Here is a 12,951-nt window from a genome sequence, read left to right on the forward strand (position 1 = left end):
ATTTCTCCGCAACTGGATTAACACCACGCATTAGTAGGTACGAATTTTCGGTGGGAAGGCTTCACGCAGTTTTGGCTGCATGTTGACTTCACGACGCGTCATCGTTTCAGATTGCGGTAAATATAATGAGTGACATAACCAATTCGCATCGTCTCGCTCTGGGTAGTCAAAGCGGCTATGCGCACCACGACTTTCTGTACGGAAGTTTGCAGCTTGAGCAGTTGCATAAGCCGTTTCCATCAGGTTATCCAGTTCTAAACATTCGATACGCTGAGTATTAAATTCAGTCGAGGTATCATCAAGACGCGCGTTTTGTAGACGTTCACGAATCACTTTCAGCTCATCTAAGCCTTTCGCCATCGCATCACCTTCACGGAATACCGAGAAGTTATGCTGCATACAGGTTTGCAGTGCTTTACGGATTTCAGTTGGGTCTTCGCCAGTACGAGCACCTTCCCAACGGTTAAAGCGAGTCATCGCTGCATCGATATCAGATTCAGACGCATCACGCATTGAACCTTGTTCCATGATGGACTCTTTCAAATGCAGACCCGCTGAACGACCAAATACGACTAAGTCGAGAAGTGAGTTACCGCCTAAACGGTTAGCGCCATGTACAGATACACAGGCAATTTCACCGACAGCAAACAGACCCGGAATAACTTCATCTTCGCCATTTTCGTTATAACGAATAGCTTGACCAGTGACTTTAGTCGGAATACCGCCCATCATGTAGTGACAAGTAGGAATAACTGGAATTGGCTCTTTGATTGGGTCAACGTGAGCAAAGGTGCGAGATAACTCAAGAATACCCGGTAAACGTGATTCCAGAACTTCTTTTCCTAAGTGATCCAGTTTCAGTTTGGCATGTGGGCCCCATGGACCATCACAACCACGACCTTCACGGATTTCAATCATAATAGAACGTGCGACAACATCACGACCCGCAAGGTCTTTTGCGTTCGGCGCATAGCGCTCCATGAAGCGTTCACCGTCTTTGTTCAACAGATAACCACCTTCACCACGGCAGCCTTCAGTGACGAGAACACCTGCACCTGCGATACCTGTTGGGTGGAATTGCCACATTTCCATATCTTGTAGTGGAACACCTGCGCGAGCAGCCATCCCTACGCCATCACCCGTATTGATGTGTGCGTTAGTAGTTGATTGGTAAATACGACCAGCACCACCGGTTGCTAAAATAGTGGCTTTCGCTTTGAAATAAACCAGCTCACCTGTTTCCATACAAATTGCAGTACAACCTACGATATCACCATCTTGGTTTTTAACTAAATCAAGGGCATACCATTCAGAAAAAATGGTTGTGTGGTTTTTTAAGTTCTGCTGATACAAAGTATGTAACAGTGCGTGGCCAGTACGGTCAGCCGCAGCCGCAGTACGTGCAGCTTGCTCACCACCGAAGTTTTTAGACTGACCACCAAATGGACGTTGATAAATACTTCCGTCATCAAGACGAGAGAATGGCAACCCCATATGCTCTAATTCGAGGATAGCCTCTGGCCCTGTTTTACACATATATTCAATCGCATCTTGGTCACCGATGTAGTCGGAACCTTTCACGGTATCGTACATGTGCCATTCCCAGTTATCAGGGTGAGTATTACCTAAAGCAACAGTAATACCGCCTTGTGCTGATACAGTATGAGAACGGGTTGGGAAGACTTTTGACAGAAGTGCGCAAGATAGGCCCATCTGTGAAATTTGTAATGCGGCACGCATACCTGCGCCACCCGCACCGATAACGATAGCGTCAAACTCTCTGATTGGCAGATTCATTTATGCACCCCACACAACAATTGTTCCGTAAATTAAATAAGCCAACAGACCTACAACGATAGCCAGCTGCAATACTAAACGAATTGCTAAAGGTTTAACGTAGTCAGTCAGCACTTGCCACATGCCAATCCACGCATGGACAAGAATCGAGAACAAGGTGAGGATTGTGAATACTTTCGTCACAGAAGAGGCGAAAAAGCCACGCCAGACTTCATAGGTAATGTCGTTAATAGCAACAAAACCAACAATGTAGAGTACGTAGAGTGCGATGACAATCGCAGAACCACGGATTAATAGCCAGTCCTGGATACCAGTACGGCCTAAAGCTGAAGCATTACTTACCATACTAAAATCCCCGCCAGAATTGCTAAAATCACGGTAATGACAAATGTAATTTTTGCAGATGAGTTACCAGCAGCAAGCGTTTCATCAACACAACCGAAATCCATTAGCATATGACGAATACCACCACAGATGTGGTAAGCCAAAGCAGTCAAGATGCCCCAAAGAATGAACTTAGCAAAAAAGCCAGTCATTATTTCAGACGCGTATTGAAAACCTTCTGGAGAGGAGAGAGATGTCCCTAACAACCAAAGCAGAATACCAACTGCGATGAGAGTAATGACGCCAGAGACACGGTGCAAGATCGAAGATATTGCAGTGATCGGGAAGTGAATCGTCTGCAAATCAAGGTTGACAGGTCTTTGTTTTTTCACAATTTTGCCCACACAGCTCTTTATTATTTTCCATCCTCCGGACCTGGGGTGGAAATCAGACAGCGACAGGGGTACAAAATGCAACTTAACACAAACTCTAATCCATCATGTTTAAATAAAGTTGCATACTGATCACGCTGGGAACTCCTACTACAGGGTAATCCGGAGACCTGCCGCTAGTATAAAGTCTTCACAATGCCATTACAATTCCCACACAAAATGTTTGGAGACATTTAGCCCGAACAGTGAGAAGGATCACGATTTAAACATTTTGTATAAATGTGCTTATCTTATTTGACAATGATTCAACATTTATCTTACATATAGGTCTGGCAGAATTATCTTAACGGTGCTGTTTACCCTTCATCGGAAAAGAAAAAACGTGAATGTTGCAATGTTAAATACTCTTCAATTTGAACTATGATGGGTATTAATAACAAAAGTTATGAAAGTTGTTCCTCTTACCACAAATAATGATATTGTAGGGAAAACAACAAAAAGAACATAACATCTACACACTCATAAACAACCTAATTACATTGTCGTCGGTCTCAGATTTCAGGTTTTATGTGATAGCGAGCTGATTTCCAAAGCATACCGGTAGAACAATGCACGAAGACACAGTATAACGCTGAGCTTCTGGGTTGTTGGGTGTCGATTATCAAGCGCTAAGGAGACCGTAATGGCTGATAACAAAGCTAAGCTAACGACTGGTAGTAAGGGTGATATTGACCTAGATATTTTAAGCCCAACGATTGGTCAAGACGTTATCGATGTCCGAACTTTAGGTTCTAAAGGGTTCTTTACCTACGACCCTGGTTTTACTTCTACTGCATCCTGTGAATCAAAAATCACCTATATCGATGGTGATCAAGGCATTCTGTTGCACCGTGGTTTCCCTATCGATCAACTCGCCACTGAAGCCTCTTATCTCGAAGTTTGTTATATCCTGCTATACGGTGAAGCACCGACTCAAGAACAATATGACGTATTTAAAAATACGGTGACTCGCCATACAATGATCCATGAGCAAATTACACGCATGCTTAATGGTTTCCGCCGTGACTCACACCCGATGGCCGTTTTATGTGGTGTTACGGGGGCATTAGCCGCGTTCTATCACGATGCGTTGGATGTTAACAACCCACGTCACCGTGAAATTACGGCTTATCGCCTGCTGTCAAAAATGCCAACAGTTGCAGCGATGTGTTACAAATATTCAATTGGCCAACCTTTTGTTTATCCACGTAATGACCTGTCATACGCGGGTAATTTCTTGCACATGATGTTCTCTACACCCTGTGAAGAATACACGGTTAATCCTGTTTTAGAGCGCGCAATGGATCGTATTTTGATTCTGCACGCTGACCACGAGCAAAACGCCTCAACATCTACAGTTCGTACTGCGGGTTCATCTGGTGCAAACCCATTTGCTTGTATCGCAGCGGGTATTGCATCACTGTGGGGGCCTGCTCATGGTGGTGCTAACGAAGCTTGCTTGCGTATGTTGGAAGAAATCCAAACCGTCGAGCACATCCCAGCATTTATCGAGCGCGCTAAAGACAAAAATGACTCTTTCCGCTTAATGGGCTTCGGCCACCGTGTTTATAAAAACCATGACCCACGTGCAACAGTAATGCGTGAAACTTGCCATGAAGTTCTAAACGAACTTGGCCTGAATGACAGTTTGCTAGAAGTCGCAATGGAGCTGGAACGTATCGCATTAAACGACCCGTACTTCATTGAGAAAAAACTGTACCCGAACGTTGACTTCTATTCAGGTATCATCTTGAAAGCAATGGGTATTCCTTCTTCAATGTTTACTGTTATTTTTGCCATTGCACGTACTATTGGCTGGATTGCACATTGGAATGAAATGCACGATGACGGCTTGAAAATTGCTCGCCCTCGTCAGTTGTACACGGGTTATGATAAACGTGAATTCAACTCAGAATTAGCAAAAAAATAATATTTAATTAAATCTACCCCTACACATGCTAAGGCCTCGAATTTTCGGGGCTTTTTTCATTTTTGTTTACCGAAGTTGTTTAACTTACTGTTGTTGATATTCCCTTGGTGTCATCCCACTCATTTTACGGAAAAAACTAATAAATGCGCTATCGCTTGTTAGACCAAGTTCTTGAGTAATATAGTGATAGGGTTTTTCTTGTGCGAGTAATTCAATCGCTTTAATGTAACGCCATTGTTGACGCCATGCTTGATAATTCATTCCTGTTTCTTTAAAAAAAATCCGGGTAATCGTCTTCTCACTCGCCCCAACAGTTTGTGCTAATTGGTTTAAATTTGGAGGTAATTGTTCGATATCAACCCCTTTAAAACGCCTATCTTGCGGTAATGGTAGCAGTGTTGGCTCTAAAGTTGCACTTTGTAACTCATCGATAAATACGGGCAATAAATTAGCTAAATTCCCTTGTTGCCAATCACTATCAAATGGCGCAATCGCAATACGTTCAAGTACTTCTCTCAATAAGGATGAAATGCTTAATATCATCACTTCATTCCCTATTCTGTCAGCGTATTCTTGCGCTAAATAAACCGAACGGTAACCCACTGATGCCCGCATTTGAGCCCGATGAAGAACAAATGGTGGGATCCAAGCCACTCTTCCCGGAGGAAGTAAAGACAAACGATTTTCCAGTGAAATTCGTATACATCCTTGTTGTGTAAAAAGAAGTTGTCCCATTTCATGTTTATGAAAGCCAGAGTCATGCTGCCCCATTTTTGCTGCAATTCCCAATACTGGCGAGCGGTACCAGTGAGTTTGAAATTCATCTGTTTGATTTAGCCAAGCCATAATGTCTCTTTTTTGATATTTATAGTCTTTATTATTGTAATAAGACAATAAAAATAACACTAAACTGCCTGCCATTGAATCGTTGTATCTAATTAGACCCTTTATTTTTAGTAGATTGGCAGGAAAAAAAGTATGAAACACCCTCTTTCATTATGGCTTGCTGTTGCCTTGATGATGTTTCCACAAATTGTGGAGACCATATACAGCCCCGCACTCACTGATATCGCTAGTGCTTTCTCAGTAAATGCGGAACAAGCTTCACAAACGCTGTCGCTTTATTTCTTTGCTTTTGCATTAGGCGTGGTGTTTTGGGGGCGTATGTGTGACACCTTAGGGCGCCGCCCGACGATTCTGGCGGGTTTATTGATATATGGTATTGCGTCTATTGGCGCGTTATTTGTCACACATTTTTATTTATTATTACTAATGAGAATGTTGTCAGCCTTTGGCGCTGCCGTAGGTTCAATTGGTACACAAACCGCCATGCGCGATAGCTACCAAGGCCATGAATTAGCCAAAGTTTTCTCTATTATGGGCGTTGCTTTGGCTATCAGCCCTGCTTTAGGGATGTTATCTGGTGCTGGACTCGTTATTTTTGGCGGTTACCGAACCGTTTTTATCGGCTTAGCGATTTTAGCTGTGGTGCTTTTTCTCTGGTCAATCTGTCGTTTACCCGAGACTAAGCCTAAAACCGTGACTCATATCTCATTTATTAAGACATTTTTACGCATGATCGCAGATAAAGAAATTGTTAGAAATGTGATCTTGATAGCATTTTTCAACATTAATTTATTTAGCTATTATCAGCTGGCACCATTCAGTTTTGAACAATTAATGCTCACTCAACAACAGTTTGGATTAACTGGGATTTTATTAGCACTTGGAGTCGGTTTAGGTTCGATATCAAATCGCTATTTATTGGCTAAAAAACACACATCTGAACAACTTGTTAAGCTTGCCAGCCTCATTTCATTGGTGAGTGGTTGTTTAGTTTTTGTGCTAATGGATTCAATTTGGTTTGTTTTACCCGTTATTGGCATTGTTATTGGTTATGGAATTGCGATCCCGAACATACTTGCCCATGCATTAAACCGTTATGGTGAGCAAAAAGGCACCGCCGGCGCCATTTTAGGGTTATTTTACTACATCGGGCTCGCCATTGGTTTGATGGTTGCAGGTTGGAGCCAGCACTTAGGTTTAGTGTTAACTATTTCAAGTGCAGTATTGGTTTTCGCATCGTTAAAATACCGAACCCAATAGCTATTTTTATTTTTATTTTCAATAGATTATAAATCTTCTAAGTATTTCGAATCACCGCTAGGCGGCAAAAGAGTGAAGCCCTAGTCACATACACAAGTATGTGACTAGGGTTCGTGAATGCAGCCAACAACGCTTTGATGTAAAAGGCGGCAAAAATTTAATTCTCTAAATAGTTCGAGTTGTGGCTAGGCGGCGAATAAGGGTATCTTGGGGAGCATACAAAAGTATGTGACCCAAGTAGCCGAGTGAAGCCAACACAGCCACAGTTCGAAATATGACGAGAATTTAGGCAGGGTTATCGATATCGATAAACTCCGCATCTAACCCATGTTCATCTACAAGCCACTTAGTCAGCGCTTTAATCCCATAACGTTCCGTTGCGTGATGCCCTGCACTGTAGAAATGGATCCCCATTTCCCTTGCTATATGAATGGTTTGTTCAGAAACTTCCCCTGTTACAAAGGCATCTACACCAAATTCAGCCGCTTGTAGGATGAAGCCTTGCCCTCCCCCTGTACACCATGCGATTTGACGAATTTCTTCTTTTGCATTATCACCACAATGTAAGACTTTACGACCAAGGCGAGTTTCTAAACGAGACGTTAACTCTGAAGGAGTAATCGGTTGATCAAAAAAACCAAATGGCATTAATGGGTCGATTTGGCCATTTACCTGCACCCCCATAATATAAGCAAGTTGTGTATTATTGCCTAATTGATGATGTGCATCTAATGGAAGGTGATAACCATACAGGTTGATATCATTCGCTAATAATGTTTTTAAGCGATTTCTCTTCATTCCTTTGATAATGGCGGGCTCATTTTTCCAAAAATAGCCATGATGAACAATGATGGCATCGGCTTTCTTTTCAACGGCAACATCCAATAATGCTTGGCAAGCTGTCACACCGGTGATGATTTTATGTACATGTGGTCGCCCTTCAACTTGCAATCCATTCGGTGCAAAATCTTGGAACTCACTAACTTTCAATTCGTCATTAATGATTTCTTCTAATCTTAAGTTATGCATTATGTTGTCCTTTTTACTGCACAGCTAAACGGTTTATCCACCAGTTTGAACGTAATTGACTGATAATCAATAAGCATAAACGGAAACATGATTTTTTTCTGTGTTATTTGAAGTATATAGAATAAAAATAGGCGGGATTAAAAACAAAACCCCCACAATTCAATATTGCAGGGGTTATTACTCACCATTAAGCACTAAATTAACGATGGCCTTCTAGGGTTGTTTCTGAACGTTCTAGCCAAACAGGTTTATCACTGGTTTTTGCCCAAACCTTATGTAAATGACTATAAAACTTTGCTCTTTTTGGATAAAAAACCATAACCGGAAACGCAATAATGCCAGCTGTTACAGCAGCAGTGCGGCGTGCAAGTACCTGATTACGGGAATATTCGCGATATGTGGACATCGGTATCCTCCTTCAGTTGCCACTTTATTTGTCGATTCCAGCTTTGCTCTATCATTCCCCATTAACACACATTTCCCATTAACACAGTAGTAAAGAGCGACTAAAACCGGACAGATAATATGAAATATATTGACTGTAGATAGGATATCGCAAATTGTGTAATAAAACTACTCATCTGACCACTCAATCTGTAAATTTTTCTAAAAAATCTGCTCATTCCGTATTTTTATTACATTTTTTAACCAATCAATGTTTTAATTATACATTTAAATCACAATAATTTAACAAACAAGGCCGTACGCCGCTTTCTCTATTAAGCTCTCTATTTTTGCTAAATAAACAGCCATTTTTATACTTTTTTTACACCCTACCCGTGCTTTTTATCAGCTTCTTTACAGCGAACTCTTTAGCCTTATCACATGGAAATAATAAGGAGAAAATACTGTGTCATTACTTTCCATTATTGGGGCAGTTCTCGTTGTTTTACTGCTGACGTATCTGATTTATGCCCTGCTTAACGCGGAGGATTTCTGATATGACTACCACCACATTGCTATTTTTAGGTAGTTTTTTACTGTTCTTATTCATCTTAGCAAAGCCTTTAGGCAATGCTATTGCTCGGTTAATCGACAATGATATACCTCATCGGTTAGCAAGCAGTGAGTCCTTACTTTGGCGTTTAACCGGAGTCAAACAGCCAGGAAGAGACATGGCTGAGATGAATTGGAAACAATATGCCTTAGCGATTGTATTATTTAATCTTTTAGGTTTTATTTTATTATTCGTTATCTTAATCTGCCAAGGCCGTTTGCCCCTTAACCCTCAACACTTTGAAGGGATGAGCTGGGATTTAGCCTTTAATACCGCCGTTAGTTTCATTACTAATACTAACTGGCAAGCTTATAGCGGCGAAAATACATTAAGTTATTTGAGCCAAATGGCCGGGTTGACGGTACAAAACTTCCTTTCCGCAGCGACAGGTATTGCCGTTGCTTTCGCAATTATTCGCGCTTTTTCACACCATGGTAGTAAAACTGTCGGTAATGCGTGGTTAGATATTTACCGAATTACGGTGTATTTACTCTTTCCTTTAGCGATTATTTTTGCATTATTTTTTGTCAGCCAAGGGGTTATTCAAAATTATTCCAGTTATTTACTTATTCACCCTTTAGATAACAGTGAACAACTATTGCCGATGGGGCCAGTAGCTTCCCAAGAAGCGATAAAATTGCTCGGCACTAATGGTGGCGGCTTCTTTGGCGCTAACTCATCACATCCTTTTGAAAACCCAACCGCACTGAGTAATTTTGTGCAAATGTTTGCTATTTTCCTGATCCCTACTGCACTTTGCTTTGCTTTTGGTCGTGCAGTTGGTAACAACAAACAAGGCCATACTTTACTCTGGGTTATGGGGATCATTTTTGTGGTTGCCGCCATCGTTGTGGTTAAGGCTGAATATGTGGGAAACCCATTTTTAACCGAACTACATGCCACTAGCTCTGCCAATATGGAAGGAAAAGAGAGCCGCTTTGGGATTGTTGGTTCCGCTTTGTTTGCTGTCGTTACCACTGCCGCATCTTGCGGAGCAGTTAACGCCATGCATGACTCCTTTACCGCAATGGGCGGAATGGTACCGATGTGGTTAATGCAAATTGGTGAAGTGGTCTTTGGTGGCGTTGGTTCCGGCTTATACGGTATGTTGCTGTTTGTGCTACTCGCTGTCTTCCTTGCTGGACTTATGATTGGTCGTACGCCTGAATACCTCGGTAAAAAAATCGAAGTTCGAGAAATGAAAATGGTGGCACTGGCGATTTTAGTCACCCCAACCTTAGTGCTACTTGGTACCACTCTTTCATTAATAACCGAAGCGGGCCGTGCAGGAATTTTAAACCCTGGAGCGCATGGGTTTAGTGAAGTGTTATACGCCTTTTCTTCTGCGGCTAATAATAACGGTAGCGCTTTTGCTGGGCTCAGCGCTAACACTCCGTTTTACAATGTGCTACTTGCCATTACGATGTTTATAGGCCGCTTTGGTGTCATTCTTCCTGTCTTGGCTATCGCAGGTTCCATGGCCAATAAGAAACCCCAAGCCAAAAGCCATGCCACATTGCCGACAACTGGCCCATTATTTATTGGCTTACTGGTTTTCACCGTACTTCTCATTGGCGCACTGACCTTTGTACCCGCTCTTGCATTAGGCCCTATCGCTGAGCAATTACACATTGGTTTTGCCGGATAATGAGGAAAAAAAAATGAAAAACAAACAAACTAAATTATTCAATAATCAATTAATTAAACAATCCATTATTGAATCTATCAAAAAATGTACACCACAAGCACAATGGCGTAACCCAGTCATGTTTGTAGTTTTTATTGGCAGTATTATCACCACGTTACTCTGGTTAGCGATGGTAACGGGTTACACACAAGGCAGTGCTTGGTTCAGCGGAATGATCACCCTTTGGCTGTGGTTCACGGTTATTTTTGCCAACTTTGCAGAAGCGCTTGCTGAAGGGCGAAGTAAAGCACAAGCTCAAAGCTTAAAAGGCGTAAAGCAACAAAGTAGCGCAACGCGGCTAGCGTCTGCCTCATTGGAGGCGAACCAAGATATCGTGAGTTCAGATCAGTTACGTAAAGGCGATATTGTGTTGATCCGTGCCGGAGAAACCATTCCTTGCGATGGCGAAGTCATCGAAGGTGGTGCTTCCGTGGATGAAAGTGCCATCACGGGGGAATCCGCTCCCGTGATCCGCGAATCTGGTGGTGATTTCTCTTCAGTGACAGGCGGAACTCGCGTACTTTCCGATTGGCTGATAGTCGAGTGTACCGTCAATCCCGGTGAAACCTTCTTAGATAGAATGATTTCCATGGTTGAAGGCGCACAACGCCGTAAAACCCCCAATGAAATCGCGCTCACTATTTTATTAACTGCACTGACTATTATCTTTGTGTTAGTTTGTGCCACCTTGTACCCATTCACCGTTTTTGCCGCAGAGCATGCAGGCGCAGGCAGTGCCGTTTCTATTTTAGTGTTAATAGCGTTATTAGTGTGCTTAATTCCAACAACCATCGGTGGCTTACTTTCATCTATTGGTGTGGCAGGGATGAGCCGCATGCTAGGAGCAAATGTAATTGCCACCAGCGGCCGTGCTGTAGAGGCAGCAGGTGATGTCGACGTTCTATTACTTGATAAAACGGGGACCATTACACTGGGAAACCGCCAAGCCTCTGAATTTTTACCGCTAACAGGTATTACAGAGCAGCAACTGGCGGATGCCGCACAACTATCGTCTTTAGCGGATGAAACCCCAGAAGGACGCAGTATTGTGGTCTTGGCAAAACAAAAATTTAATTTACGTGAAAGAGATATTCATGCCCTGAATGCAACTTTTGTTCCTTTCTCCGCAATGACACGTATGAGTGGTGTCAATATTGGCGAGCGAATGATCCGCAAGGGCTCTGCGGATGCCATCCGCCGTTATATCGAAGCCAATCACAGTAAATTTCCTGTCGAAGCGGATCAACTGGTCGAAAAAGTGGCCCATTTAGGCGGAACGCCACTTGTGGTGGTTGATAATAAAACGGTTTTAGGTGTCGTAGCATTAAAAGATATCGTCAAAGGGGGCATGAAAGAACGCTTCGCCCAAATGCGTAGTATGGGCATCAAAACGGTGATGATCACCGGAGATAACCATTTAACAGCAGCCGCAATTGCAGCCGAAGCAGGCGTCGATGATTTTCTTGCAGAAGCGACACCAGAAGCCAAACTGGCGTTGATCCGCCAATATCAATCTGAGGGTCGCTTAGTTGCTATGACCGGTGACGGCACCAACGATGCGCCAGCACTCGCGCAAGCGGATGTCGCAGTCGCAATGAACTCAGGTACCCAAGCCGCAAAAGAAGCCGGTAACATGGTGGATTTAGACTCCAACCCAACCAAACTGATTGAAGTGGTGCATATTGGTAAACAAATGCTAATGACCCGTGGCTCATTAACCACCTTCAGTATTGCTAATGATATTGCTAAATATTTTGCCATTATCCCTGCCGCTTTTGCCGTAACATGGCCACAGTTAAATGCGTTAAATATTATGCAATTACATTCACCCGCATCCGCTATCCTCTCTGCGGTTATCTTTAACGCATTGATTATTATCTTCTTGATTCCCCTCGCCATTAAAGGGGTCAATTATCGGCCAATGAGCTCTCAATCATTATTGCAACGTAATTTAGGCATATATGGCTTAGGCGGGTTAATTGTGCCATTTGTTGGGATCAAACTGATTGATCTGCTTATTAGTCTCTTTGGAATATAAGGAATTGATTATGAATATGATCCGTTCGTCGATGATTATGTTATTTATACTCACCATTTTTACAGGTATTGCTTACCCATTAATGGTGACTGGCCTCGCTAATATTTTTTTTCCCTGGCAGGCTCACGGTTCTTTACTCACACAAGATGAGCGCATTGTTGGTTCTGCCTTAATCGGGCAAAATGTGGGTAATATTCGCTATTTTCACGGTCGCCCCTCAGCAACTGTCGATATCCCCTACAATACCTTAGCTTCTGGTGGAAGTAATTTGGCTGTCAGTAACCCATTATTACAACAAACGATGGCAGAGCGTAGCGAACAACTGCGCGCAGAGAACCCCGATGCAGGTAATGCCATCCCAGTAGATTTACTCACGTCTTCCGCCAGTGGCTTAGACCCCAATATTTCTATTGATGCAGCGTTATACCAAGCTCCACGTATTGCAAAAAGCAGGCAAATTCCATTAGATACAGTAAAATCATTGATAGAAACGCATACTGAACAGGCATTGTTGCCCTTTTTAGGTGAACCCGTCATTAATGTGCTAAAACTGAACTTAGCACTTGATGAATATCAACAACAAATAAACAGTCAAACTCACTAGGGGCTGTG

The 12,951-nt window shown here is 42.6% G+C and carries 12 protein-coding genes; 6 read left to right on the forward strand and 6 right to left on the reverse strand.

Going from position 1 to position 12,951, the window contains the following annotated elements:
- Positions 1-30: 30 nt before the first annotated feature.
- From sdhA to sdhC, 3 genes are read right to left on the reverse strand one after another with little or no spacing between them, the layout of a single operon-like run.
- On the reverse strand, positions 31-1,797 hold the full coding sequence (gene sdhA / locus PR725_RS19680) for a succinate dehydrogenase flavoprotein subunit (protein ID WP_272570181.1): 1,767 nt from the start codon (positions 1,795-1,797) through the stop codon (positions 31-33).
- Positions 1,798-2,142: a succinate dehydrogenase membrane anchor subunit gene (gene sdhD / locus PR725_RS19685; RefSeq protein WP_004909064.1), complete on the reverse strand. Its 345-nt coding sequence runs from the start codon at positions 2,140-2,142 to the stop codon at positions 1,798-1,800.
- Positions 2,136-2,525: a succinate dehydrogenase cytochrome b556 subunit gene (sdhC, locus tag PR725_RS19690; protein WP_004909059.1), complete on the reverse strand. Its 390-nt coding sequence runs from the start codon at positions 2,523-2,525 to the stop codon at positions 2,136-2,138. Before sdhC ends, sdhD begins: the two co-directional genes overlap by 7 nt.
- Before the next feature lie 670 nt (positions 2,526-3,195).
- Here sdhC and PR725_RS19695 point away from each other — a divergent pair.
- Positions 3,196-4,482, forward strand: a complete 1,287-nt coding sequence (locus tag PR725_RS19695) for a citrate synthase (RefSeq protein WP_004909058.1) — start codon at positions 3,196-3,198, stop codon at positions 4,480-4,482.
- An 84-nt stretch (positions 4,483-4,566) separates the two neighbouring features.
- On the opposite strand, the gene PR725_RS19700 is transcribed toward PR725_RS19695, so the two are convergent.
- On the reverse strand, positions 4,567-5,328 hold the full coding sequence (locus PR725_RS19700) for an AraC family transcriptional regulator (protein ID WP_117162219.1): 762 nt from the start codon (positions 5,326-5,328) through the stop codon (positions 4,567-4,569).
- A gap of 132 nt (positions 5,329-5,460) precedes the next feature.
- Between PR725_RS19700 and PR725_RS19705 the strand changes: the two genes are divergently transcribed.
- On the forward strand, positions 5,461-6,588 hold the full coding sequence (locus PR725_RS19705; RefSeq protein ID WP_123382154.1) for a multidrug effflux MFS transporter: 1,128 nt from the start codon (positions 5,461-5,463) through the stop codon (positions 6,586-6,588).
- A gap of 285 nt (positions 6,589-6,873) precedes the next feature.
- Here the strand turns inward: PR725_RS19705 and PR725_RS19710 are convergent, their stop codons facing one another.
- Positions 6,874-7,617 carry a type 2 GTP cyclohydrolase I gene (locus PR725_RS19710; protein ID WP_004909053.1) on the reverse strand — a complete coding sequence of 248 codons (744 nt, stop codon included), beginning with the start codon at positions 7,615-7,617 and terminating at the stop codon, positions 6,874-6,876.
- Between the two features lie 199 nt (positions 7,618-7,816).
- On the reverse strand, positions 7,817-8,023 hold the full coding sequence (locus PR725_RS19715; protein WP_004909050.1) for a YbfA family protein: 207 nt from the start codon (positions 8,021-8,023) through the stop codon (positions 7,817-7,819).
- Between the two features lie 444 nt (positions 8,024-8,467).
- Between PR725_RS19715 and kdpF the strand changes: the two genes are divergently transcribed.
- The 4 genes from kdpF to kdpC are packed head-to-tail and all read left to right on the forward strand — an operon-like array spanning position 8,468 to position 12,943.
- Entirely contained in the window at positions 8,468-8,557 is a 90-nt protein-coding gene (kdpF, locus tag PR725_RS21910) for a K(+)-transporting ATPase subunit F (protein ID WP_071524535.1), read from the forward strand.
- Between the two features lies 1 nt (position 8,558).
- Positions 8,559-10,262: a potassium-transporting ATPase subunit KdpA gene (gene kdpA, locus PR725_RS19720; RefSeq protein ID WP_109912831.1), complete on the forward strand. Its 1,704-nt coding sequence runs from the start codon at positions 8,559-8,561 to the stop codon at positions 10,260-10,262.
- 13 nt (positions 10,263-10,275) lie between these two features.
- Positions 10,276-12,339 carry a potassium-transporting ATPase subunit KdpB gene (kdpB, locus tag PR725_RS19725; protein ID WP_109912832.1) on the forward strand — a complete coding sequence of 688 codons (2,064 nt, stop codon included), beginning with the start codon at positions 10,276-10,278 and terminating at the stop codon, positions 12,337-12,339.
- Positions 12,340-12,349: 10 nt separating this feature from the next.
- Positions 12,350-12,943, forward strand: a complete 594-nt coding sequence (kdpC, locus tag PR725_RS19730; protein ID WP_109912833.1) for a potassium-transporting ATPase subunit KdpC — start codon at positions 12,350-12,352, stop codon at positions 12,941-12,943.
- Positions 12,944-12,951 lie beyond the last annotated feature (8 nt).

The sequence above is a fragment of the Providencia sp. PROV255 genome, from assembly GCF_028478065.1.
In the GTDB taxonomy this organism is placed as follows: Bacteria; Pseudomonadota; Gammaproteobacteria; order Enterobacterales; family Enterobacteriaceae; genus Providencia; species Providencia rettgeri.

What these genes read in the sequence shown, in the direction of transcription:
- sdhA (WP_272570181.1), bottom strand. Translation starts at nt 1,797, where the DNA reads ATGAATCTGCCAATCAGAGAGTTTGACGCTATCGTTATCGGTGCGGGT.
- sdhD (WP_004909064.1), bottom strand. Translation starts at nt 2,142, where the DNA reads ATGGTAAGTAATGCTTCAGCTTTAGGCCGTACTGGTATCCAGGACTGG.
- PR725_RS19695 (WP_004909058.1), top strand. Translation starts at nt 3,196, where the DNA reads ATGGCTGATAACAAAGCTAAGCTAACGACTGGTAGTAAGGGTGATATT.
- PR725_RS19700 (WP_117162219.1), bottom strand. Translation starts at nt 5,328, where the DNA reads ATGGCTTGGCTAAATCAAACAGATGAATTTCAAACTCACTGGTACCGC.
- PR725_RS19705 (WP_123382154.1), top strand. Translation starts at nt 5,461, where the DNA reads ATGAAACACCCTCTTTCATTATGGCTTGCTGTTGCCTTGATGATGTTT.
- PR725_RS19710 (WP_004909053.1), bottom strand. Translation starts at nt 7,617, where the DNA reads ATGCATAACTTAAGATTAGAAGAAATCATTAATGACGAATTGAAAGTT.
- PR725_RS19715 (WP_004909050.1), bottom strand. Translation starts at nt 8,023, where the DNA reads ATGTCCACATATCGCGAATATTCCCGTAATCAGGTACTTGCACGCCGC.
- kdpA (WP_109912831.1), top strand. Translation starts at nt 8,559, where the DNA reads ATGACTACCACCACATTGCTATTTTTAGGTAGTTTTTTACTGTTCTTA.
- kdpB (WP_109912832.1), top strand. Translation starts at nt 10,276, where the DNA reads ATGAAAAACAAACAAACTAAATTATTCAATAATCAATTAATTAAACAA.
- kdpC (WP_109912833.1), top strand. Translation starts at nt 12,350, where the DNA reads ATGAATATGATCCGTTCGTCGATGATTATGTTATTTATACTCACCATT.